The 22,134-nt window shown below is 48.1% G+C and carries 22 protein-coding genes; 20 read left to right on the top strand and 2 right to left on the bottom strand.

Annotated elements, in window-relative coordinates; genetic code table 11:
* Positions 1 to 183: 183 nt before the first annotated feature.
* The 9 genes from pyrF to M8332_RS00750 all read left to right on the top strand — a co-directional run bounded on the left by pyrF (position 184) and on the right by M8332_RS00750 (position 10,545).
* Positions 184 to 912: an orotidine-5'-phosphate decarboxylase gene (gene pyrF / locus M8332_RS00705; RefSeq protein ID WP_252780254.1), complete on the top strand. Its 729-nt coding sequence runs from the start codon at positions 184 to 186 to the stop codon at positions 910 to 912.
* A 16-nt stretch (positions 913 to 928) separates the two neighbouring features.
* Entirely contained in the window at positions 929 to 1,564 is a 636-nt protein-coding gene (gene pyrE / locus M8332_RS00710; protein WP_252780765.1) for an orotate phosphoribosyltransferase, read from the top strand.
* Positions 1,565 to 1,698: 134 nt separating this feature from the next.
* Positions 1,699 to 4,851, top strand: coding sequence for an SH3 domain-containing protein (locus M8332_RS07180; RefSeq protein ID WP_289847021.1), 3,153 nt, complete (start codon positions 1,699 to 1,701; stop codon positions 4,849 to 4,851).
* 116 nt (positions 4,852 to 4,967) lie between these two features.
* Positions 4,968 to 6,158, top strand: coding sequence for a DUF998 domain-containing protein (locus M8332_RS00725; RefSeq protein WP_252780255.1), 1,191 nt, complete (start codon positions 4,968 to 4,970; stop codon positions 6,156 to 6,158).
* Between the two features lie 44 nt (positions 6,159 to 6,202).
* Entirely contained in the window at positions 6,203 to 7,087 is an 885-nt protein-coding gene (locus M8332_RS00730) for an aldo/keto reductase (protein ID WP_252780256.1), read from the top strand.
* Between the two features lie 103 nt (positions 7,088 to 7,190).
* Positions 7,191 to 8,075, top strand: coding sequence for a hypothetical protein (locus M8332_RS00735; RefSeq protein ID WP_252780257.1), 885 nt, complete (start codon positions 7,191 to 7,193; stop codon positions 8,073 to 8,075).
* 79 nt (positions 8,076 to 8,154) lie between these two features.
* Entirely contained in the window at positions 8,155 to 8,412 is a 258-nt protein-coding gene (locus M8332_RS00740) for an acyl carrier protein (RefSeq protein ID WP_252780258.1), read from the top strand.
* Between the two features lie 20 nt (positions 8,413 to 8,432).
* Positions 8,433 to 9,011, top strand: coding sequence for a 4'-phosphopantetheinyl transferase family protein (locus M8332_RS00745; RefSeq protein ID WP_252780259.1), 579 nt, complete (start codon positions 8,433 to 8,435; stop codon positions 9,009 to 9,011).
* A 238-nt stretch (positions 9,012 to 9,249) separates the two neighbouring features.
* On the top strand, positions 9,250 to 10,545 hold the full coding sequence (locus M8332_RS00750; protein WP_252780261.1) for an MFS transporter: 1,296 nt from the start codon (positions 9,250 to 9,252) through the stop codon (positions 10,543 to 10,545).
* 48 nt (positions 10,546 to 10,593) lie between these two features.
* Here M8332_RS00750 and M8332_RS00755 read toward each other — a convergent pair whose 3' ends face one another.
* Positions 10,594 to 11,862 (bottom strand): adenylosuccinate synthase, encoded by a 1,269-nt coding sequence (locus M8332_RS00755; RefSeq protein ID WP_252780262.1) that lies wholly within the window; start codon positions 11,860 to 11,862, stop codon positions 10,594 to 10,596.
* 320 nt (positions 11,863 to 12,182) lie between these two features.
* Between M8332_RS00755 and purB the strand changes: the two genes are divergently transcribed.
* Positions 12,183 to 13,481 (top strand): adenylosuccinate lyase, encoded by a 1,299-nt coding sequence (purB, locus tag M8332_RS00760; protein WP_252780263.1) that lies wholly within the window; start codon positions 12,183 to 12,185, stop codon positions 13,479 to 13,481.
* A 103-nt stretch (positions 13,482 to 13,584) separates the two neighbouring features.
* A complete protein-coding gene (locus M8332_RS00765) occupies positions 13,585 to 14,967 on the top strand; it encodes a class II fumarate hydratase (protein ID WP_252780264.1) in 1,383 nt (460 codons plus the stop codon).
* A gap of 38 nt (positions 14,968 to 15,005) precedes the next feature.
* Here the strand turns inward: M8332_RS00765 and M8332_RS00770 are convergent, their stop codons facing one another.
* Complete coding sequence (locus M8332_RS00770) at positions 15,006 to 16,019, bottom strand: YczE/YyaS/YitT family protein (protein ID WP_252780265.1); 1,014 nt, start codon at positions 16,017 to 16,019, stop codon at positions 15,006 to 15,008.
* A 196-nt stretch (positions 16,020 to 16,215) separates the two neighbouring features.
* Between M8332_RS00770 and M8332_RS00775 the strand changes: the two genes are divergently transcribed.
* The 9 genes from M8332_RS00775 (at position 16,216) to M8332_RS00815 (ending at position 22,127) form a co-directional block, all read left to right on the top strand.
* A complete protein-coding gene (locus M8332_RS00775) occupies positions 16,216 to 16,386 on the top strand; it encodes a hypothetical protein (protein WP_252780266.1) in 171 nt (56 codons plus the stop codon).
* Positions 16,387 to 16,624: 238 nt separating this feature from the next.
* On the top strand, positions 16,625 to 17,068 hold the full coding sequence (fabZ, locus tag M8332_RS00780; protein WP_252780267.1) for a 3-hydroxyacyl-ACP dehydratase FabZ: 444 nt from the start codon (positions 16,625 to 16,627) through the stop codon (positions 17,066 to 17,068).
* A gap of 1 nt (position 17,069) precedes the next feature.
* The gene (locus M8332_RS00785; RefSeq protein ID WP_252780268.1) at positions 17,070 to 18,047 is read left to right on the top strand and encodes a beta-ketoacyl-ACP synthase III; all 978 of its coding nucleotides are present in this window, start codon (positions 17,070 to 17,072) and stop codon (positions 18,045 to 18,047) included.
* A gap of 29 nt (positions 18,048 to 18,076) precedes the next feature.
* Entirely contained in the window at positions 18,077 to 18,334 is a 258-nt protein-coding gene (locus tag M8332_RS00790; protein ID WP_252780269.1) for an acyl carrier protein, read from the top strand.
* A 24-nt stretch (positions 18,335 to 18,358) separates the two neighbouring features.
* Positions 18,359 to 19,282 carry an ACP S-malonyltransferase gene (locus tag M8332_RS00795; protein ID WP_252780270.1) on the top strand — a complete coding sequence of 308 codons (924 nt, stop codon included), beginning with the start codon at positions 18,359 to 18,361 and terminating at the stop codon, positions 19,280 to 19,282.
* Positions 19,279 to 20,016, top strand: a complete 738-nt coding sequence (locus tag M8332_RS00800) for a 3-oxoacyl-ACP reductase family protein (RefSeq protein WP_252780271.1) — start codon at positions 19,279 to 19,281, stop codon at positions 20,014 to 20,016. The genes M8332_RS00795 and M8332_RS00800 overlap by 4 nt, the downstream gene beginning before the upstream one ends.
* Before the next feature lie 26 nt (positions 20,017 to 20,042).
* A complete protein-coding gene (gene fabF, locus M8332_RS00805) occupies positions 20,043 to 21,284 on the top strand; it encodes a beta-ketoacyl-ACP synthase II (protein WP_289847022.1) in 1,242 nt (413 codons plus the stop codon).
* Positions 21,284 to 21,712: an acetyl-CoA carboxylase biotin carboxyl carrier protein gene (locus tag M8332_RS00810; protein ID WP_252780272.1), complete on the top strand. Its 429-nt coding sequence runs from the start codon at positions 21,284 to 21,286 to the stop codon at positions 21,710 to 21,712. The genes fabF and M8332_RS00810 overlap by 1 nt, the downstream gene beginning before the upstream one ends.
* Before the next feature lies 1 nt (position 21,713).
* A complete protein-coding gene (locus M8332_RS00815) occupies positions 21,714 to 22,127 on the top strand; it encodes a 3-hydroxyacyl-ACP dehydratase FabZ family protein (protein WP_252780274.1) in 414 nt (137 codons plus the stop codon).
* The last annotated feature ends 7 nt before the right edge of the window (positions 22,128 to 22,134 follow it).

The following is a 22,134-nucleotide window of genomic DNA, read 5'->3' on the forward strand; positions in this document are numbered from 1 at the left end:
AGTGTGCCATAAAGACTTCGTTTGTACAATCTTCATTTTTATATTATAATGCGAGAAATTAATTAAATGGTTCAGAGAAGCCAGATTAAAGCACAAGTTAATTAACCAGCGATTAGTGGGCCTTCTCGACCGTAGAGAAGGCTTTTTTTGGCTTCTTTTGAACCCGAACCCCGGGAGGTACCAATGACAGATTCACAAGCGACGCACCCACTAATGATTGCCTTAGATTTTCACACTAAGGAAGCAGTGCAGACTTTCTTAGCCCAGTTTCCTGATCAATCCCACCTGACGGTTAAAATTGGCATGGAGCTGTTTGACCGTTACGGTCCTGCGATTGTCAAAGAAATTCAAGCCAGGGGCTGTGCCATTTTTCTAGACCTAAAACTGTTTGACATTCCCAATACCGTCGAGCGGGCGTTGACCCAACTCGGAGAACTCGGGGTGCAGTACGTGACGGTGCATACCCTCGGGGGCTCGGCCATGTTACAAGCGGCGCACCGGGGCTTGGTTGCTGGTGCTAATCGTGCCCACGTCGCGGTTCCCCATTTGTTAGGGGTAACGGAACTGACCTCGATTTCGCCAGTCGGACTACGGGAAGAACAAAACTGTCGGCTGACCATGACAGAGCAGGTGGTCGCCCTTGCAAAGCTTGCCCAGCAATCTGGCTGTGATGGGGTGATTACGTCTGCACTGGAACTACCAGCGCTAGTTGCCGCTGTCGGTCCTGAGTTTGAATACGTGGTGCCGGGGATTCGCTTAGCTAGTGATGCGGCCGGAGACCAGCAACGGGTTGCAACGCCCCAAACCGCCCGGCAGGCCGGGGCCACGGCCATTGTGGTGGGTCGACCCATCAATCAGAGTAAGACGCCGAGTTCGGCGTACGCACAGTATCAAACCGCTTGGAACGCCTAAAAGGAGCAGATAAATGATGGAAAAACTTGCAACACAAATTTTGACACAGATGGTCGCCGATGGAATTGTCCAACTCAATGCCCAACAACCCTTTCAGTTTGCCAGTGGGATTCAATCCCCCATCTACACGGATCTTCGCTTAACGATTTCGTATCCGGAGTTGCGAACGAACTTAGCCACGGCGTTAACGGAGTTGATTCAAACCCAGTATCCGAACGCCACAGTGATTGGTGGGGTGGCGACGGCTGGCATTCCCCACGCCGCCTTGGTGGCGAATGCGTTGAACTTCCCCATGGTCTACGTTCGTTCCCAACCGAAAGATCACGGGACGGGGAAGCAGATTGAAGGTCGGCTGACTAAGCAGGATCAGGTCGTGTTAATTGATGATTTGATTTCAACTGGTGGCAGTGTGCTTCAAGCGGCTCAAGCAGTGCAACAAGCTGGTGATCACGTTGCCGGAGTAGTTTCAATCTTTTCCTACGGCTTTCCCGACGCAGAAGCGAACTTTCAAGCGGCCGGAATTCCCTTTACGCCCCTGCTTACCTATGCCCAATTAATTCAACAGTTGCGAGCACAACAAGTCATCACTCCCGAGCAATATCAGCGCTTCAATCAGTGGCATCAGGATCCTTGGAATTGGTCCCAAGGCTAAGCAAACCCCAATTGACTAAACTTTTGTAAAGGATTCGTAATACAGGCGAATCCTTTTTTATGCTAGAATGTGGGTTGAAACCCGCTTAAAATAAACTTAAAAATAATAAATTGATTTACGAAAGGACCGATAACATGGAGAGATACACTAAAGCCCATAATCGAATGGCTCTAGCAACGGGAGAAACAAAAACTAGAGCAAAGCTTACGAAGTCTAAGCACGGTTGGCTAAAAATTGCCATGGGCTTAACCTTTGCCTCAACCTCAATGTTTGCGGTTACGCATCAAGTTCACGCTGAAGTACAAACGCCGGTCCAAGCAAGTGTTCCAGCTGACCAAACAACGAGTGCTACTGCTGAGCAGACGGCGACTCCGAGTGCCAATGCTAAACAAGCACCAGAAACTAATTCTGATGTGAAACCAGTGGCAACGTCGGCAACTGAAAGTGACCAGTCAACTACTGCTACTGATGCACCAGCGGCTCAGACGGTCACGACGCCGCAAACTGAGCAAGCGACAGCCAAAGGAACTGATTCAACTACTCAAGGACAGCCGGACCAAGCCAAGGTTAACTCCCAGGATGCTCCTGACAAGGTCCAAGCGGAGACTACTGCTTCGGGAACGAACTCGGATAGTAAGGCTACTACCACGGTTGACCAACCAGCCGCTACCAGTAGTAAAACTGATGCGGGCACAACGACGACTGATGAAACCACGAAGGTTAATGAGCAAACAGCCACTGATACCAAAACGAGTACGGATGCTGTAACCAGTCAGAAGGCGGATGCAACTTCTGATTCCGATCACTCGGTCACTACTGCAACCAAGCAAGCCGATACCACTCCGCAGGATGCCGTGGTCGCTAAGGCTGCAACGGAGACTAAGGCTACGGACGCTAGCACAACGACCCCTACTGCAGATGAACACCAAGCAACTACCACTCAAACTTCTGACGTGAAGGTTGCTACACCAACGGTGCGCTTCGCAATGCAAACGTCCGCTAACCTGAACTTGTCAACCGCTAACATGACGCCACAAACGGGAACGTACACCGCTTCGTGGACGCAAAACGTCCGGGATGGTGCTAGTTTGTCCGCTGGAATTACCGGTCAACTCCAAAGTGGGGATAGCATCAATTACGATGGAAAAGTTCAAGCTGACGGTTACACGTGGTTGCACTATTACAACTATGAAAACAAGGACCGCTGGGTGGCTCAGTTAGCCAGCGCCACAACGAGTCACCAACAATTCATTGACTCGCTGTCTGCTGGAGCAATTGAAACTTGGAAGAAGTACGGTGTTTTACCAAGTATTTCGATTGCTCAAGCCATTGTTGAAAGTGCCTGGGGGCAAGCAGCACCTGGGAATAACTTGTTCGGAATTAAAGGTTCCTACAACGGGCAATCAGTGACCGTGCAAACCCAAGAATGGGTCAACGGGCGCTACATTACCATCTATGACAAGTTCCGGGCTTACCCAAGTTTTGCAGAAAGTATTCAAGACCACGGGGCCTTTTTATACCAAAACTCACGGTACGCCAACTTATTAGGAAACCGGGATTACGCTCAAACCGCTTGGATGCTCCAAAACGATGGTTATGCGACCTCACCAACTTACGCCAACACTTTGATTAGTGTCATCCAATCCAATAACTTGAGTCGGTTTGACCAAAACTTGGATAACCCGGGTGTTCCTAATAACTCAGATAATAATTCTACAAACGTGGTGCAGGCCAACGGAACGTGGACCTTTAGTTCGGACGTAAACGTGCGAACGGCGCCCAGCCTTTCAGCTAGTGTTACCGGAGCCAAGTACACCGGTCAACAAATTACCTATGATGGGTTAGCTGATAACGATGGTTACACGTGGATGCGGTTTAAGGACAGCAATGGGGCGTACCGCTATGCAGCCCAAATCGGGGCTAATGCCGATGTTCCGGCGTCAACTCCGGATCAAGATGGAACCAACCAAACTACTGGGGTTTACACCGTTAGTGGGTGGCAAAACGTTCGTAACGGGGCTAGTCTGAGTGCCGGAATTACGGGTCAATTGCAAGATGGCGATACGATTTACTACGATGGTACTCGGGATGCCGATGGGTACCAGTGGTTACACTACAAGAACTACGCGGGGCAAGACCGGTGGTTAGCCAACCTGAACAACGGTGGACAAACCACGCCGGCTCCTGACCAAAACCACAATGACCAAGCAACGAACAACGAAGTAGGGGTTTACACGGTCAATGGGTGGCAAAACGTTCGTAACGGGGCTAGTTTGAGTGCCGGAGTTACGGGTCAATTGCAAAACGGAGATACGATTTACTACGATGGCACCCGGGATGCCGATGGCTACAAGTGGTTACACTACACGAACTATGCTGGTCAAGATCGCTGGGTCGCAGATTTGAACAACGGTGGTCAAAGTACTCCCACTCCAGCACCAGAGCAAGGGAACCAAACGAGTAACCGGGAAGCTGGAACTTACACAGTGAGCGGGTGGCAAAACGTCCGCAACGGCTCCAGTTTGAGTGCCGGGGTCACTGGTCAACTACAAAATGGTGACACGATTTACTATGACGAAACCCGGGAAGCTGATGGTTACAAGTGGTTACACTATACCAACTATGCCGGTCAAGATCGCTGGGTCGCAGACTTGAACAATGGTGGGCAAAGCACCTCCGCTCCAGCACCAAGCACCGAAGCAACGGTGAGTGGTAGCTATACAATTAACGGGTGGCAAAACGTTCGTAACGACGCTAGCTTGAATGCCGGGGTTACCGGACAACTGCAAAACGGGGACACGATTTACTACGATCGGACTCGGGATGCTGACGGTTACAAGTGGTTACACTACACGAATTACGCTGGTCAAGATCGGTGGGTGGCCCAGTTGGACTTTGCTCAGGTTCCAAACGTTAACTTGGAAGTAACTTCGAACCTGAGCCAACGGGCGCTCCAAATTGCAAGTGCCCAAGCCGGCCGGCCATACGTTTACGGTGGGACTAATCCCCAAACCGGCTTTGATTGTTCTGGTTTGATTTACTACGCTTACCAACAAGCTGGGAAAACGTTACCACGGACAGCAGCTGCTCAGTACGGTGCTACACAACCAATTAGTAAGAGTCAGGCGCAAGCCGGAGACCTAGTGTTCTTTGATGATGGTGGGATTTACCACAACGGAATCTACCTTGGGAATGGTCGGATGTTAGATGCCCAAAACAATGGTGTGATCTACAATGACCTGCTTGTCTACTTCTCAGGTAACGTTTACTTTGGTCGAATTTACTAATCGACTTCAGGAATAAAATCACGGATTATCTACTTGATAATCCGTGATTTTTAGTTAGCGCACAGGTAAGGTATAATTTAACCTGACGTTATGACCGCATTTAAGAAAGGGAAAGCATGAAAAGCCCCAAATATTACATTGAAATCCCCACTCAGGTGGTGCAGGAATTAAAGGTAACCGCTGGCGAGAAATTTGCGCTCCAACTTGATAAAAATGGGATGCAGTTGGAAAAGCAGGACGTCAAACGAGCCTCGTTGTGGGACGTGTCGTACTGGTGGAACATTATTCCAGCCGTGGCAATGGCCCTGTTATTCTTTGCCTACTGTGCGGAAAAGGGGCAAAAATTAATTCCTTTGACCGGTAGTTTTTCAATTGCGACGGGGACGATTGTGTTAGGTACCATGATGGGGTCGCTCCTGTTTACCATTTTTTTCATAAAAACGCGTAATGATTCGGTTAATTCGGTCTATCGCAACATTTACTGGCGGAATCTGCCCACCATTGTCATTGCTGTCTCTCTAATCTTACTGGGAGCGTTACTGGGGATCTTTTGGATCTTTGCCCGGGTGTTTTACGGGGCGGCGTTTGACCAGTACACGGCCGCACTGATTCTTTTAATGTTTGGACTGATCATTAACACGATTATGATTAACGTGGCGGATAACATTACCCCAACTGTGTTGGTAGACCTGTTAATTCTGACCATCATCGGCGGTCTCTTAATTTCAATGCTAGCCAATGGGAATAAGCAGTGGTGGAAACATAACATTAGTTTTTTGGGAACGGCCAAGGCAATTGATAGCTGGCAGTTTAATCTGACCTTTATCTTCTCGGCGCTTTTGATGCTGGCCCTCGTGGATTATTTGTTTGTCTCAATCAAGCCCCTCCAGCGCCCGAAGCTACCAACCTTCATCCTGCGGAGCTTGTTAACGTTATTGGCGCTCGAAGCTTTAGGGGTTGGGTTGATTGCGAATAACCGGCAGATCCCCTGGATGCACTACTGGCATGATCGGTTTGCCTGGGCCATGGCGGTGACCATCATCATTTTAATTGGGGGGATCAAGTGGTTGTGGCCCGGGCTTCCCAACCGTTTTGTCTGGAATTCGTACCTGATGGGGAGTTTGATCATTATCGTGAGCATTCTGTTTGGCGTGGTTCACTATTTCTCGTTGACCGCGTTTGAGATTTTTGCTTCGGCGCTCGCCTTTTCGTGGATTGTGATGCTGTTTCAGTACCTGTTGGATGAAGTGAACCAACAAACCAAACAGGTGACCGTGCAGTTACAGTTGCAGAAACCAAATAAGTGAAATTTCACTCGGACCCGCCTATAATGAAAGTGGAGGTGCTGATAATGAAATTAAACTTAGATTCAACCATTACCCTAAACAACGGAATTGAAATGCCTTTATTGGGACTCGGAGTTTGGAAGAGTGATAACCAAACGGCTGCTCAATCAGTAAAGTGGGCCTTGGCAAATGGCTACCGGGCCATTGATACGGCCAAACAATATGGCAACGAAGCTGGAGTTGGTGAAGGACTCAAGCAGGGTCTGGCTGACAATGGTTTAAACCGGGAAGACGTCTTTTTGACCACCAAGATTTTTAATGGGGATCAGGGTTACGAAAGCACCCTGAAAGCCTTTGAAGGTCAATTGGAACGGCTTCAAACTAGTTACGTTGATTTACTGTTGATTCACTGGCCAGTGAATGGCAAATACAACGAAACTTGGAAAGCTATGGAAAAACTGTACCACGAGGGCAAGGTTCGGTCGATTGGAGTTTCAAACTTTAACCTTGACCGGTTGTCAGACTTACTGGAACACGCTTCGGTTAAGCCCGTTTTGAACCAAATGGAATTCAATCCCGTGGAACAAGAAAAAGACATTAAGGACTACTGTGATCGGCACCACATCTGGATTGAAGCTTGGTCTCCCCTCGGACACGGAGAAGCATTGAACAATCCAGCTGTCAAAGAAATTGCTGCTAAATACAACAAATCCACCGCCCAAGTAATCTTACGGTGGGAATTACAGCGCAAAGTAATCACGATTCCAAAGTCCACTCATGAAGAATACATCAAGCAAAATGCAGACCTGTATGACTTCGAATTGAGTGATGCGGACGTGGCGTTAATCAATAGCTTAGACGTTGATCAACGTTCACTCTGGTATGGCGCCTTCAGTTGGAATGGTAACCCAGCCGGAATTGTAGATGCCGTTGATGAATGGGATCACTAAACCACGATTAACAAGGGACTCGACTTTAGTCGGGTCCTTTTTTTATTTAATCATTTCTTAAACTTTGCTATACTAAGAATAATTAAAATTGATGGAGGTTGCTATGATTTCAGATGTAATGAGTAAGGCTTACACCACGGTGAAGCAAAACTTCTGGACTTTGCTGGCCATGGTGTTACCAGCCCTGTTAGTTTCGTTTATTGGTGGCGGATTATCGTCAGCGGTCAGTAGTTTTAATTCTGTGGTAAATTGGGACATGATGAGCGGGATTCCGACCACGTCCCCAGTTGACTTGGGTGGTTCCTTTGTTGTGCTATTAATTGTGGAATTGGTTTCGTTCCTATTAATGCTATCCTTTGAATTAGGGTTGATCGTGAGCCTACAATCCGGTCACTTTAAGTTTAAAAATGCCTTTGTGGTTTTTCACGGCTTAACGTGGCTAGTAATGCTTGGGATTTATGTGGTTTTTGCTGCCATTATGACGCTGTTAAGCCTGTTCTTCCTCTTGGTTGTAATTGGGTTTGCAATCGCAGCTAATCAAAGTGTCTTTTTCGGCGTCCTAGCATTTGTAGTCGCCGTAATCGGGGTGGTCGTGATTGCCTACGTAATGTTAGGGCTCCGGTATGTATTCTTTACGTACTTCGTGGCTAAAGCACAGGATGACATGAGCTTCTTTGCGGCCTTTGTCGCTAATTGGAAAATGATGAAGGGGCACCGGTGGCAATTATTAGGCTTGATCCTAATGCAAGTGCTCATTGGGTTAGTCATGGTCTTAGCAGTTGCGATTATCGCAAAGTTTATTTTCGTTATTCTCGGGGTCATTGGTAATCCGGGCCTACGGTTAGTGGTTGCCGCCATCCTAATCATTATTGCGGTCGTTCTCTTTATTGCCGTGTACCTGTTCTACGGGTTATGGTGTTCGATGGCGCACGCCCAATTTTTCTTAAAACTACGCAATCAAGACGCCGTGACGGATGGAGCCAAATAATTTTTCCGGAAATTGCCGCAGAATATGGTAAAATAAAACTGTTTCAATTAATTTTAGATGAACTAATGGAGTGGTGAAGATGGCTGAACAAGCAAATAAAGATCAAATTTTAACAGAAATCAAGGATATCGTGGTGGATCAAACGGATCTTGATCCCGCAAAAATCACGTTAGACGCGAACTTCAAAGATAACTTGGACTTAGATAGTTTGGATATCTTTGAAATCGTGGATGCCTTAGAAGATAAGTACGACATCGAAATTGATGGTGACGAAGGCATGGAAACGGTCCAAGATTTAGTTGATTACGTAGCTAAGCAACTAGACGAACAAAAATAAGCTGGTAGGAGGCGGTTCGTGTGTTGAAATTCAAAACCGGACGGCTCACCGACTTACAATATCAACCGTATTATCGTCAGTTTCACATCGAAAATAAGCAACGCCAACAGCAGGAAGTTGTCGGGCGGATTTTACTAGCTAAACTGATGGAACTTCCGGACGACGCGTTATTAGCTGACGATGAGTTTACGACGATTGCGAACGGGAAGCCGTTGTTTGCCAAGCGAACGACGGCTTTTAATGTTTCGCACTCTGCGGATCTGGTCCTGGTGGCCATTTCCGACCGGCCGTTAGGGGTTGATGTGGAGAAGGTGAAACCGGTCCAGCTGAACCGGCTCAAGCGAGCGTTTACAGTTGCAGAACTGGCTTACTTAGAGCAGCTACCACCGGCGCGGCAGTCACTGACCATGTTGCGGCTGTGGACCGTGAAGGAAGCAGTTCTGAAGGAAACCGGGGTCGGCTTGCCGGGAAAACCCCGGACGGTGAGTGTCAACGTCCCCCGCATGGATGTCGCCGAGCAACACGGACAGCCGTTTGCAATCAATTTCCTAGCGATTCACGAAGATTACCTGGGCACGGTAGCTCAGAAAAAAGCATAAGACCACTTGTGGTTAAAAACTAGTCAAACAGCACGGAATGAATTCATTCCGTGCTGTTTTTGGTAGGAAAAACTCGTGAATTACCGGAAGTGGCAATTAGTTTTAAATAACATTAATTATTAGGTGGTGGACAGCCTAATAATTAATGTTATGATAACAAGTAATCTCGGTTAATAATCCACTGGCTGGTAAGAGCACGTCCAACAATGGTCCAGTCAACCCATAAGGAGAAGCTGTTATGAACGTATATTGGAAAAACTCTACCTTCCGGGCCTTAGCTAATTCGAGCTTTTTGAGTGCCATTGGTTCGACGTTGTTTAACTTGGTATTTTTGGTGTATGCGCAGACGTTACCGTTTAAAACGCTGGCCGTCTCCATTGTTTCGGTTGCTAATTTAGTTCCCACCTTTTTCATGATTTTTAACGGGTACTGGGCCGACCACACGAATCCGAAGCATCGGTTTCGCTATGTGATTGGTCTGCGTGGGATTCAAGGATGTTTGTATCTGGGGTTAGCAATTTTATTGCATTATCCGGGAACTATGGGCTTATTTGCCACGTTAGTCGTTATTAACGTGGTTTCCGATTTATTATCGGACTACACCATTAATCTCATCATGCACTATGAAAAGATGATTCTGCATGGGCAAGAGGAGCTGCAGTCCGCCCTTGGTTTTTCCGCTGGAATGCGGAATGTGATTTCGATGGTATTTCAGGCCGCTGGTGCCAGTCTGATTGTCCTGCTTCACAATAATTTTTCCCTGTTTGCAATAATTAATTCGCTTTCCTTTTTTATCGCCGGAATTGTTTTAGTTCACGATCGTCGTTTATTTCGAAAGTTGGATCGAGCAGCAGCAGCCGAACTTGATAATCAAGCATCCAAAGAGGGGATGCGAGTTAGTTTAGGTAAGTCACTAAGGACGATTTATGCGAACCACCCGTTATTCATCATGTTACTCTTAGCTCTTGCTTGTAACTCGCTGGGCGCTTCATTAGAGGGTTTAACAGCGGTTTTATTGGCTAACGTACGGACCCTGTGGTTGGGGAATTTTGCGACCACGGTCGCAGCGGTTAGCATCTTTGGTTCATTATCAATTACCATTGCAGCGCTGTGGACCAAAGACGGGTTACAACATTTTTCGCTTCCGAGTCTGACCACCGTTAGTATGGCCTTTTTAGCTATTTTTGCAATTAACATGTTTTGGTGGCAAAATTCGATTTTGATGTTGGTGACAATGGCGATTGCTAGTTATCCAATTGGAAAAATCAATCCCCGGGTTCAGAGTGAGATTTTTACCCTAACCGATGCCCAGCATCTCACGGCAACCATGTCGGTAATTTCCACCGTCGTGTTGCTGGGGGCACCACTAGGCAATGTGATTTTTCTGGGCATTGCGAACCTATTTAATCCACAGTTAGCCTGGATTATGTTTGGAGGAGCTGCTGTTTTAGTCGCACTTGGAGCCTTTCTTTGTGCTTGGCAATGGCCAAAATTGGTGTCCAAACAGGAACAACAAGTTAAAGATCATGATTAAAAAAGTCGGTTCCAAATTAAATAATTTGAAACCGACTTTTTAGTTTAATTAGCGCCGGTGGGTTTGTTCCCGATCCGGACCAACTGAATACCATTCAATGGGAACCTGAACGAGCTTTTCCACCGTCTGGATGTAGTTTTGGGCGTTGGCCGGTAATTGGTCAAAGGTGGTGCAATTCGTGGTACTTTCCTTCCAACCCGGAAGGTCTTGGTAAACTGGTTCGCAGTTTTCCAATTCATCAAGGTTCGCAGGATAGTAATCAATGATTTTTCCGTTAAGCCGGTAGCCCGTGCAGACCTTGATGACGTCTAGTTCATCTAAAACGTCAACACAGTTCATGGCCAAGGCTGTTAAACCAGAAACCCGAGCGGCGTGGCGCAGTCCCACTGTATCAAGCCAGCCAATCCGGCGAGGGCGTTTCGTGACCGTTCCGTATTCATGGGCAGTGTCTCTAATGTGATCCCCAATTTCATTTAATAATTCCGTAGGGAAGGGACCTTCACCAACCCGCGACGTGTAGGCTTTGCAGACTCCAATTACATCAGTTACTTTAGTTGGACCTAAACCGGCACCTACGGACGCTCCACCAGCAACGGGATTCGAAGAAGTAACGTACGGATAAGTTCCGTGATCGATGTCTAGCATGATTCCTTGTGCCCCTTCAAAGAGAACATTTTGGTGCTTGGTAACGGCCTCGTTTAAGAGGACGGAAGTATCAGTGACATACGGCTTCATCCGTTCTCCGTATTCTTTATACTCAGCGTAGATGGAATCAAAGTCCAATGGTGCTACTTCGTACAGTTTAGTTAATAATTCGTTTTTTTGCCGCAGTGTTTCTTGTAGTTCCCGTTTCAACGTTTCCGGGTTCACTAAATCGGCCACGCGAATTCCCACCCGTGCGATTTTGTCCATGTAAGCAGGGCCGATTCCTTTGTGCGTAGTTCCGATTTTATTCGTACGGTGTTGTTCGCTTAGTTCGTCAAGCAGAATGTGGTATGGCATGATAACTTGTGCGCGTGAAGAAATCCGCAGGTTATCAGTCGAAACGCCATTTTCGTTGAGATAATTAATTTCTTGAAAGAGGGACTTCGGGTTTAATACGACCCCGTTCCCAATGACAGCCAGTTTATCGGCGTAAAAGATCCCCGATGGCAACAGTTGCAAGCTAAACTTGTGCCCGTTAAAGACAATCGTGTGACCAGCGTTATCGCCACCCTGGTACCGCGCAATTGCATCGGAATCTTTACTGAGATAATCGACGATTTTTCCTTTACCTTCATCGCCCCATTGACTACCAACAACCACAGTTACTGACATATAAGCACCTCGTTAAATTTTTTTACCAGTAGCAAGTTTACCAATCTTACCTAGTTAAATCAAGAACTTAACTGATTTTTAATGTTCTAAAGTTCGGATTTTATTTCGATTAACGCTCAACCGGGTAACTCCCATTTTTAGTCGGCGGAAGCATTGATTAGCTCGTTTGTTTGATTTTTCCCCCTTAGTTAACTAAGGACAGCCCGACTGTTTAAGAATGAATCCCCCCGGAGCGTGAGCCGGCGAATCAAGCGGGACGGAAATTGACAAATGGCTAGAAATCGTTAGAATTGAGGTATTTAAAAGTGGAGGATGGAACAATGATTGAGCGGTATACCCGGGCACCAATGAAGCAAATTTGGAGCATGCAGAATCAGTATCAATCGTGGTTAGACGTTGAGATTGCGATTGACGAAGCCTGGAACAAACTGGGCTTAATTCCGGATGCGGACCTCGCTGCGATTCAGCAAAAGGCCAAGTTTGATCCAGACGAAATTGCCCGCCTGGAAGCAATTACGCACCATGATGTGGTGGCCTTTACCCGCGATGTGTCGGAATCGTTAGGACCAGAAAAGCGCTGGATTCACTACGGCGTCACCAGTACGGACGTGGTGGATACCGCGCAGGGACTCCGCTTAAAAGAGGCGGATGCCGTGTTACGCGAGGATCTAAACACGCTGTTAGCCACCATTAAAGCGCAGGCGCTCAAGTATAAAAATACGGTCATGATGGGCCGGACCCACGGAGTTCAAGCAGAGCCCACTACCTTTGGACTGAAACTTGCCCGGTGGTATTCAGAACTCAAGCGTGACCTTGACCGGTTTAACCACGCGGCCGCTGGGGTCGAAGCTGGGAAAATTTCGGGCGCGGTGGGGACCTTTGCCAACATTGATCCCGCGGTGGAAGAATACGTTTGTCACAAACTGGGGTTACGCGCCCAAGAAGTTGCTAGTCAGGTGTTACCGCGTGATTTACACGCTGAGTACCTGGCAACGCTGGCTCTCATTGCCACTAGTTTAGAAAACTTTGCTACGGAAATCCGGAGCTTGCAAAGGTCTGAGATCCACGAGGTTGAGGAGCACTTTAATGCCGGCCAGAAGGGCTCATCGGCCATGCCACATAAACGGAATCCGATTGGTTCGGAAAACATTTGTGGGTTAGCCCGCACGATGCGGGGCTTAATCACCCCGGCCTACGAAAATGTCACCCTGTGGCACGAACGAGACATTTCCCACTCCTCCGCTGAACGAATCATTTTGCCCGAAAGTACGACGTTGCTTGATTACATGTTGAATCGGTTTAACAACATCCTTCAAAATCTGGATGTCTTTCCGGACCGGATGAAGGCTAACATGAACATCACCCACGGCTTAATTTACAGTCAACGGGTGATGTTAAAGTTGATTAAGACCGGCTTGAGTCGGGAAGCAGCTTATGATTTAGTACAACCCCTAACGGCGCAGTCCTGGGAGCAGCAAACCTCCTTTAAACAGCTCGTGGAAGCCAGTCCAGAAATTACGGCCCGCTTGAGTCCTGCTGCGATTGAGGATGCATTTGACTATCACTACCACCTTCGTCATGTGGATGACATCTACCGGCGGGTGGGATTAGAAGAATAAGTTGTAATTAGATTCCATTGACGTGGTAACGTGAATGGAATTTTTGCTACGTGGCCAGCAGCGCGAAGCGCCCAGCTTGAACTAACGAAAAGAGGTTACTTTTATGGCAGAAAAACGAACAGAATATGATACGCTTGGCCCCGTTGCGGTACCTAAAACGGCGCTGTGGGGAGCGCAAACGGAACGCAGTCGGGAGAATTTCCCGGTTGGACCGTTAATGCCCGTGCAGGTGATTCGGGCCCTCATTGAAATCAAACGGGCAGCAGCGCGGGTTAATGCCCATGCTGAAAAAATTAGTGCCGCGAAGGCAAGGGCGCTTGAAGCTGCCAGTGATTATTTGCTAGCGTTACCGGATCAGGAACTAATGCACTCCTTTCCCCTCCATGTTTACCAAACGGGGTCCGGAACGCAGACCAACATGAACGTGAATGAAGTGCTGACCCACGTGGTAGCCAATCAGCAACCGGAGCTCCGCGTGCAACCGAACGATGATGTAAACGCGTCGCAGAGCTCTAACGATACCTTTCCAACGGCGATGAACATGGCGGCCTACCAGGCAGTGCAAGCATTACTGCCCCAGTTAGAGCATTTAATGACCACGTTAAAACGGTTGGAAACGAAGTACTGGCAGGTGGTTAAGATTGGCCGCACTCACCTGCAAGATGCCACTCCGTTGACCTTTGGCCAGGAAATCTCAGGGTGGCTGAGTACGCTAGAGCGCGATACGGAGGCTCTCCACCAAGCTGCCCAAGGACTTTTAAAGCTTCCCATCGGGGGGACGGCAGTCGGAACGGGCTTGAATACGCCACCGCACTTTGATGTGGAAATGGCGGCGGAATTAAGCGCGGCTCGGGACGTTCCGTATCAGGTGACGAATAAGTTTGCCGGGTTAACGGCCCATTCTGACTTACTGACGACCCACGGCGTAGTGCGAACCCTCGCTTCGGATCTCTTAAAGATTGCCAATGACATCCGCTTTTTAGCCAGTGGGCCACGGGCCGGGTATGGAGAACTGACCATTCCAGCCAATGAGCCTGGTTCTTCAATCATGCCCGGAAAGGTGAACCCGACCCAGGCCGAAGCTATGACGATGGCGGCCACGCGGATCATGGGTAACGATACTACGCTCACGGTGGCCAATAGTCAGGGTAACTTTGAAATGAATGTGTACAAACCGGTGATGATTGCAAGTTTCTTAGAATCGGTGGACTTGCTCACGGGCTTGCTCCCGAACTTTACGGATAAAATGGTTGCGGGGATTCAAGTTAACCAAGCCCGCATGAAGCAGTTCGTGGACGATTCGTTAATGACGGTGACGGCTTTAGCTCCGCACATCGGGTATCACGAGGCGGCTGCAATTGCGAACCAAGCCCTAGCAAAGCACGAACGGTTACGGGATGCGGCACTTGCTTCCGGATTGGTGACGGCAGCTCAGTTTGACCAGTGGGTGCAACCGTTACAAATGACTAATTATCAACGGAACTAAAAAAGACGATGCCTAGGCATCGTCTTTTTTAGTGGACTTTATTTTTGACCCGCGTTTTGGTTGTTCTTAGCGCTGGTGTTGTTAACGGGGGAGTTCTTTAAGTCACCACGTTTGTCCCGCTTTACCATTTCGGCGATTAACATCCGGTATTGCGACCGGTAATCGTTGTAGGCTTTTTGGGAAGCTTGCATGTTGTGTTCCGTGTCTTGAATCTGCTTAATTAATTCCCGGTTCGTGTAACCCGCGAGGTGCATTTGCATGTCCAGCGTCGAGTTATAAGCTTTCGAGAGGGAGTTGTAACCAGATTTGGTAGCCTTGGTAACTCCGCTTGCCAAGTTCTTAACGGTTGGGTGCCCACTAAGCTCATCGATGTAATCCATCGTAGGCGTACTAATACTCCGGTCCCAGAAGGAGATTAGGGGACCGGCGAAGAAGGCCACGATGATGGAAGCAAATCCAACTGGTCCGTGGACCAGCACGGCGGCAATCAAGAAACAAATATCTTGAACCACCCGGGCCGTCTTGTACTTACAATGAAGCCGGGCCGAAGCAATCGGGGCGATTGCATCATATGGGGCCACCCCCAAGTCGGGAGCCATGTATAACGAACTTCCGGCAGTAAAGAGCAATAATCCGAGGATTAAGTCGGCGACCAGCACAAGGAAGTTAACGTGGCCGGGGAATAGTTGGTGATAAATCGATGAGAACCATTGAATTTCAAATCCAACGAGGACCATGTTCATGATGGTTCCGATTCCAATCTTCTTGCGGTCGAGCAACAGCACGAAGATGAAGATGACGAAGTTTGCACAGAGTTGGTAAACCCCGAGCGAAGTGTGCAGAATGGTTGCCATCCCGGTATTCACGGCCGTGAAGGGATCAAGTCCGAGGATTGGCGAGGACTTTAACAGCGCAGCCCCCATTGACAAAATCGCAATCCCGACAAAGGACATTAACGTCCGTAACGAAATGTTAATGACCTTTCCAAAGAAGGAAAAGTTTTGTTGCGGCGCGGTTGTTGTACCCTCGCTCCCATTATTTTCAGTATTCATAAGTTCAGTTAAATCCTTTCAAAAAATTTTAATTGCACCAATTATACCATAACGCAAATCAAGTAGTGATGGTCAATTTAATTGTGAAAAAAGACCAATCCGGGCGAACCGTGCGCTCCTTTCCAATTTATATTATAATCGAGATAACAAAGGGTAACGGTAACTAACGAGGGTTAGAGAAGGACGGAGGATCCGCATGCGACTAATGAAGTTAACGAAGCAGGATTTTACGGCGTTGGGAAATTGGCATAAGCGTGAACAGACACTACTAAACGTCCATCGGTTGGTGCGCAAGGGTCGCCCCCGGTCCTTTAATCTGAATGCCCAACAACTGGCTTTGTTTTTGCTAGCTCAATTAAAATACTAAGGACAAAGTCCCGGCTCACTTTGTCTTTTTTGCCGTGGTCTGCTGGGTTCTGATTGTTGTTCTGTTACTGATTATTTAATGTGTAACTAGAGTAACAAGGGGCGGAAATAACCAGAAGCGCGGGGTTTTAGCGCTCCTTTCTAGTTACGGAATTTAGAGTTAATTGCAACTCGGTTCCGTTTTCTTGAGAATAGGTGGAGTAGCCAACCAACATTTTAGGAATTGAGGAGTAATAACGATGGCAATCATGAATGCAAAAGAAATTATGGAATTAATCCCGAACCGATATCCGATCCTCTTCATTGATCGGGTAGAGGAAATGACGCCCGGAGAGTCGATTGTGGCCACCAAAAACGTCACCATTAACGAAGAATACTTCCAAGGACATTTTCCTGGCAATCCGGTAATGCCCGGAGTCCTAATCATTGAGTCAATGGCGCAGGTTGCTTCGATTTTAATCCTGAGTTCGCCCCAGTTTGAACACAAAACGGCCTACCTCGGGAGCATTAAGAACGCTAAGTTCCGGCGGATGGTTGAACCGGGTGATGTCTTAACCTTCCACGTTACGATGGATAAGGTCCGTGATCGGACCGGTTCCGTTTCTTGTGTGGCCTATGTTGGTGACGAAAAGGCTTGTGAAACGAAGTTAACCTTCATCGTCGATCGGCAAGAAAGAGCTTAACATGGCAAGTTACGCGATTAAGGCGGCGGCCCGCGCGGTTCCTGACCGGGTTGTTACTAATCAGGAGTTAGCGCAAATTATGGATACTTCTGATGCTTGGATTCGACGTCGAACTGGGATTAAGCAACGCCACATTGCGACGCAGGAGACCAATGCCTCGCTGTGTCTGCAGGTTGCTCGCCAACTAGTTCACCAAGCCGAGGTTGCCGTGGATGAACTGGACTATATCATTGTAGCCACTATGTCCCCTGACTACCTAACCCCGGCAGTGGCGGCCGAAGTGCAGGGAGGATTGGGGGCAACGAATGCCGTTGCCTTTGATGTTAATGCTGCCTGCTCGGGGTTTGTGTATGCGACCCAGGTGATGAATTCCCTCTTGGCCAAGCTACCCGGGGGCACGGGAATCGTAATTGGGGGGGAACGGCTGAGTAAGTTGGTGGACTGGTCGGATCGGACAACTGCCGTTCTGTTTGGTGACGGAGCAGCGGGAGTGTTGGTTAAAAACGATGGGACGCCTTCCCAGGTGCTTGCAACGGACTTACACACGGTTGGAGAGCTGGGCTCAGCTCTGACAGCTGGGCAACTCGCAGCGCAGACTCCCTTTGGAACCGGCACGCCCGCGACGGATCAGCGCTACTTTGCCATGGATGGTCACGAAGTGTATAACTTTGCCACGCGACAAGCTCCTGCTTCAATTCGGCGGGCAACAGCGCAGGCAGGGATTGATCTAGATGCCATCAAGTACTTTGTGATGCATCAAGCCAACGCCCGGATTGTGAAACGGGTTGCCGACAAATTGAGGCTACCCCAAGACCGGTTTCCCATTAACATTGCTGAGTATGGGAACACGGCGGCGGCTAGTGAACCACTATTATTAGCGGAACTAATTGCACAACACAAGTTACGCCGGGGCGATTACATTGCGTTAACCGGTTTTGGTGGCGGACTGACGGTCGGAACTGTTATTATTAGATATTAGATTAAGCTGTATTTAAAAGGAGAAAATCAATGAGTGAAACTAGTAAAGAACAAATTTTAGCTAAAATTAAGGAAATTGTTGCGGATCAAACCGATGATGTTAAGGCTGAGGATATCACCTTAGAAACTAACTTTAAGGAGGGCCTAGATCTCGATAGTCTCGATGTCTTTGAAATTGTGGATGCCCTCGAAGACGAATATGACATTGAAATTGATGGCGACGAAGGTCTTGAAACCGTGCAACAACTGGTTGATTACGTTGCCAAACAAGTTAACGACGCTAATTAGGCATTGAATTAGATTGAGGGCTTTATGACGAAGATAGGTTATTTATTTAGCGGACAAGGAAGTCAGTTCACCAACATGGGTCTGGACCTCTATGCACAAGAACCTGAGTACCGGGCTGCACTTGATCAGGTTTACACTACGCTGGGAATTGACTTAACCGATCCAGAACAACTAAATCAACCAAACAACGTTCAGGTAGCAATTTTGGCGATGAGCTATGGAATTAGTCAAATCTTAGCCGCGGACGGGATCACCCCCCAGGCCATGATGGGTCTCAGCTTAGGGGAATACAGTGCTTTAGTTGCAAGTGGCGCATTTCAGTATTCAGATGCGTTAGCATTGGTGAACGATCGTTCCCGCTACATGGAAGAAGCTGGGGCACGCAACCCCGGCGCCATGGCGGCCGTGTTAAAACTAGCCCCAGCTATGGTTACAGATGTTATTGCCGAGCTACCAGACGTGTACCCAGCCAACTATAATACGGCTAGTCAAACTGTGATTGGAGGGACGATTGCCGGGGTTGAGCAGGCAACTGGTGCCCTTCAAGCGGTGGGGGCAAAACGGGTGGTACCCCTGCCGGTCTCCGTTGCCTCCCATACGCCGTTGATGCAACCGGCTAGTGAGCAATTACAACAACGCTTGCTGACGATGGCGGTACATGAGTGGACGGTTCCAGTGATCAGTAATACGACCCAGGCACCGTTTAACTCGGCGAGCTTAAAAGCAACGTTAGCGCAACAACTAGTCCGCCCGACGCACTTTCAGGCTGATTTAGAGTATTTACACGCCCACACCGACGTTGATACGTTGATTGAAATTGGGCCAGGTGACACGCTCACTCGGTTTGCGAAAAAGACGGTGCCAGCCCTTACGACCTACCATGTCGATAGTTTGGCGACGCTGGCAAAGGTGCGAGCAGAATTAAGCACGACGGAGGTTAGCAAATGACGACACCTAAACAAGTAGCTTTGATTACCGGTGGAACCAAGGGAATTGGGTTAGCGATTGCCAAGGATTTGGCTAACAACGGTCAATACCAAGTGGTGATTAATTCCCACCGAGAATTAGATGCTGACGCTGTTCGCGCGTTGCAAGCCGAATTTTCTAACGAAGTTGGCATTGTGACCGGTGATGTTGCGCAGGCAGAGGATGCAGACCGAATGATTCAAACCGTCGTGGCTCAATATGGTTCGTTAGCGGTCTTAGTTAACAACGCGGGGCAAACTCAGGACAAATTAATGACGCGGATGACGGAAGCGTCCTTTAAAGATGTCATCAATACGAACCTTGTGGGGACGTTTAACATGTCCAAATTTGCGTTGAAAGTGATGCAAAAGCAACGTGCCGGGGTCATCATTAACCTGTCAAGCATTGCTGGACTGCACGGGAACCTAGGTCAAGCTAACTATGCTGCTAGCAAAGCCGGGATTGTTGGTTTGACTAAGACCACGGCTCGTGAAGGAGCTTTACGCGGAATTCGGTGCAATGCCGTGGCGCCAGGGATGATCAAGACGGATATGACGGCAAAATTAAGTGATAAAATCGTAAAACAATTTGAAAATGAAATTCCGCTCAAGCGGTTTGGAGCAGTGCAGGAGATTGCCGAAACGGTTGCTTTTTTGGTTCAAAATGACTACATTACGGGGCAAGTAATCACCGTTGATGGTGGACTAACGATGTAGTTCTGCATTTTTAAAGGAGGAAGTTTGTGAGTAATCGAGTAGTTGTAACAGGAATGGGGGTTGTTTCTCCCGTTGGAAATACCGCCACGGAATTTGTGGATAACATTTTAGCGTCTAAAAATGGAATTGGACCGATCACGAAGTTTGATGCGAGTGAAACGGGAATTTCACTGGCCGCTGAAGTTAAGGATTTTGATCCTGGCAACCGGTTGAGTAAAAGAGACTATAAGCGGTTAGATCCATACGCGCAGTATGCCCTTTATACTGCAAAGGAAGCCATGGATCAAGCTGGATTAGTAGTAAACGAAAGCTACCAACCAGAAGAGCTCGGCGTGATTTACGGAACTGGAATCGGTGGGATTCAAACCATTGAAGAACAACTCCAAAAGGCTTATCAGAAGGGGCCTCGGCGGGTATCGCCATTATTTGTTCCGAAGGCCATTTCTAACATGGCAGCTGGAAACGTTTCGATGTACTTTGATGCGCAAAACACCTCAGAAACGGTTGTCACCGCGTGTGCTTCGGGAACGAATGCCGTGGGAGATGCATTTGAACACATTAAAAACGGGAAAGCCCAAATCATGATTGCAGGGGGCACGGAAGCAGCTGTTAGTATGATGGGAATTGCTGGTTTCGCAGCCCTCACGGCGTTATCAACAGTTGCTGATCCGGATAAAGCCTCGTTGCCGTTTGATGTTAACCGGAGCGGGTTTGTGCTCGGCGAAGGAGCAGCTTCTCTAGTTTTAGAAGACTACGAACATGCCAAACAACGCGGTGCCCACATTCTGGCTGAAGTAGTAGGATATGGGACTACCAGTGATGCATACCATTTGACTGCCCCTGATCCGGATGGTAAGGGGGCCATCATGGCCATGAAGCAGGCGCTTAACGAAGGTGGGATTACGCCAGAAGAACTGGATTATGTTAATGCTCACGGAACGGCCACGCATGCCAATGATGTGGCCGAAGGTTCTGACATTGAAAAGTTATTTAAGGACAACGATCACGTTAAAACGAGTTCGATCAAGGGAATGGTCGGGCACTCGTTGGGAGCCGCTGGAGGTCTAGAAGCAGCCATCTTAGTGGGTGCCTTGCAACGCGGTCAAATGCCCGTGAACGTGGGACTGTACGAACAAGATCCAGAAATCCACATTGATCTAGTCAACGACGATAACAAACAAGCGCCCATTAAAACGGCCATTAGTAATTCGTTTGGTTTTGGGGGGCACAACGCTGTAATTGCAATGAGAAAGTGGGAAGAAGATTAATGAATGAAGCTGATATTGAACGGTTATTAGCCAAATTTGATCAATCAAGCCTTCAAGAACTGAAAATTGATGGGGACGGGCTGAACGTCTACTTTAGTAAACAAGCAACTCCGCAGCAGCAAGCGGCACCCACGACGAAAACACCGGCTGCACCGGAACAGGCGTCTAATTCGCAGGCAGCCAATGCTCCCTACCGATTGAAAGCCCCAATGGTGGGCATCATTTATGTTGCTCCAAGTCCAGATAAACCGGCGTATAAAGCAATTGGTGATCACGTTAAAAAGGGCGAAACAATCTGTGCCATTGAAGCCATGAAGTTGATTAATGAAGTGAAAAGTCCTGTAACCGGAACGCTTAAGAAGTGCTTATTCACGGATGGTGAAATGGTGGAATATGACCAACCGCTGTTTGAGATCGAGGAGGATTAAGATGGAATTGAATGTAAATGATTTTATCCCCCAACGCTATCCCTTTGAAATGATTGATAAAATCGTGGCGGTGACGCCCGGGGAAAAGGCGGAAGCCCAAAAGAATCTCACGACCAACGAGTGGTACTTCGCAAACGGGAATCAGTTCACCCTTCCGCATCCAATCATCATTGAATCACTAGCTCAAACTGGCGTCGTGGCCATTTTGGCGATGCCTGAGCATCGTGGCCACAACGTCTTTTTTGGGGGCATTAAACAAGCCGAATTTTACTCCGAAATGCGGCCGGGCGACGTGTTACAACTTAAGGTATCTCTGACAAAGTTAAAACGGAACGTAGGAGTTGGCCATGGAGTAGTTCTGCGTGATGGAACAGTGATTGTGGCGGCCGATTTGATGTTTGCTATTGAAGCATAGGGTGACG

This window comes from Fructilactobacillus ixorae (assembly GCF_024029915.1).
GTDB classification, from domain to species: domain Bacteria; phylum Bacillota; class Bacilli; order Lactobacillales; family Lactobacillaceae; genus Fructilactobacillus; species Fructilactobacillus ixorae.

What these genes read in the sequence shown, in the direction of transcription:
- M8332_RS00810 (WP_252780272.1), top strand. Translation starts at nt 21,284, where the DNA reads ATGAATGAAGCTGATATTGAACGGTTATTAGCCAAATTTGATCAATCA.
- M8332_RS00725 (WP_252780255.1), top strand. Translation starts at nt 4,968, where the DNA reads ATGAAAAGCCCCAAATATTACATTGAAATCCCCACTCAGGTGGTGCAG.
- M8332_RS00815 (WP_252780274.1), top strand. Translation starts at nt 21,714, where the DNA reads ATGGAATTGAATGTAAATGATTTTATCCCCCAACGCTATCCCTTTGAA.
- M8332_RS00790 (WP_252780269.1), top strand. Translation starts at nt 18,077, where the DNA reads ATGAGTGAAACTAGTAAAGAACAAATTTTAGCTAAAATTAAGGAAATT.
- M8332_RS00730 (WP_252780256.1), top strand. Translation starts at nt 6,203, where the DNA reads ATGAAATTAAACTTAGATTCAACCATTACCCTAAACAACGGAATTGAA.
- M8332_RS00765 (WP_252780264.1), top strand. Translation starts at nt 13,585, where the DNA reads ATGGCAGAAAAACGAACAGAATATGATACGCTTGGCCCCGTTGCGGTA.
- M8332_RS00795 (WP_252780270.1), top strand. Translation starts at nt 18,359, where the DNA reads ATGACGAAGATAGGTTATTTATTTAGCGGACAAGGAAGTCAGTTCACC.
- M8332_RS00735 (WP_252780257.1), top strand. Translation starts at nt 7,191, where the DNA reads ATGATTTCAGATGTAATGAGTAAGGCTTACACCACGGTGAAGCAAAAC.
- pyrE (WP_252780765.1), top strand. Translation starts at nt 929, where the DNA reads ATGGAAAAACTTGCAACACAAATTTTGACACAGATGGTCGCCGATGGA.
- M8332_RS00770 (WP_252780265.1), bottom strand. Translation starts at nt 16,019, where the DNA reads ATGAATACTGAAAATAATGGGAGCGAGGGTACAACAACCGCGCCGCAA.
- M8332_RS00800 (WP_252780271.1), top strand. Translation starts at nt 19,279, where the DNA reads ATGACGACACCTAAACAAGTAGCTTTGATTACCGGTGGAACCAAGGGA.
- purB (WP_252780263.1), top strand. Translation starts at nt 12,183, where the DNA reads ATGATTGAGCGGTATACCCGGGCACCAATGAAGCAAATTTGGAGCATG.
- fabZ (WP_252780267.1), top strand. Translation starts at nt 16,625, where the DNA reads ATGGCAATCATGAATGCAAAAGAAATTATGGAATTAATCCCGAACCGA.
- M8332_RS00750 (WP_252780261.1), top strand. Translation starts at nt 9,250, where the DNA reads ATGAACGTATATTGGAAAAACTCTACCTTCCGGGCCTTAGCTAATTCG.
- M8332_RS07180 (WP_289847021.1), top strand. Translation starts at nt 1,699, where the DNA reads ATGGAGAGATACACTAAAGCCCATAATCGAATGGCTCTAGCAACGGGA.
- M8332_RS00740 (WP_252780258.1), top strand. Translation starts at nt 8,155, where the DNA reads ATGGCTGAACAAGCAAATAAAGATCAAATTTTAACAGAAATCAAGGAT.
- M8332_RS00775 (WP_252780266.1), top strand. Translation starts at nt 16,216, where the DNA reads ATGCGACTAATGAAGTTAACGAAGCAGGATTTTACGGCGTTGGGAAAT.
- M8332_RS00785 (WP_252780268.1), top strand. Translation starts at nt 17,070, where the DNA reads ATGGCAAGTTACGCGATTAAGGCGGCGGCCCGCGCGGTTCCTGACCGG.
- pyrF (WP_252780254.1), top strand. Translation starts at nt 184, where the DNA reads ATGACAGATTCACAAGCGACGCACCCACTAATGATTGCCTTAGATTTT.
- M8332_RS00755 (WP_252780262.1), bottom strand. Translation starts at nt 11,862, where the DNA reads ATGTCAGTAACTGTGGTTGTTGGTAGTCAATGGGGCGATGAAGGTAAA.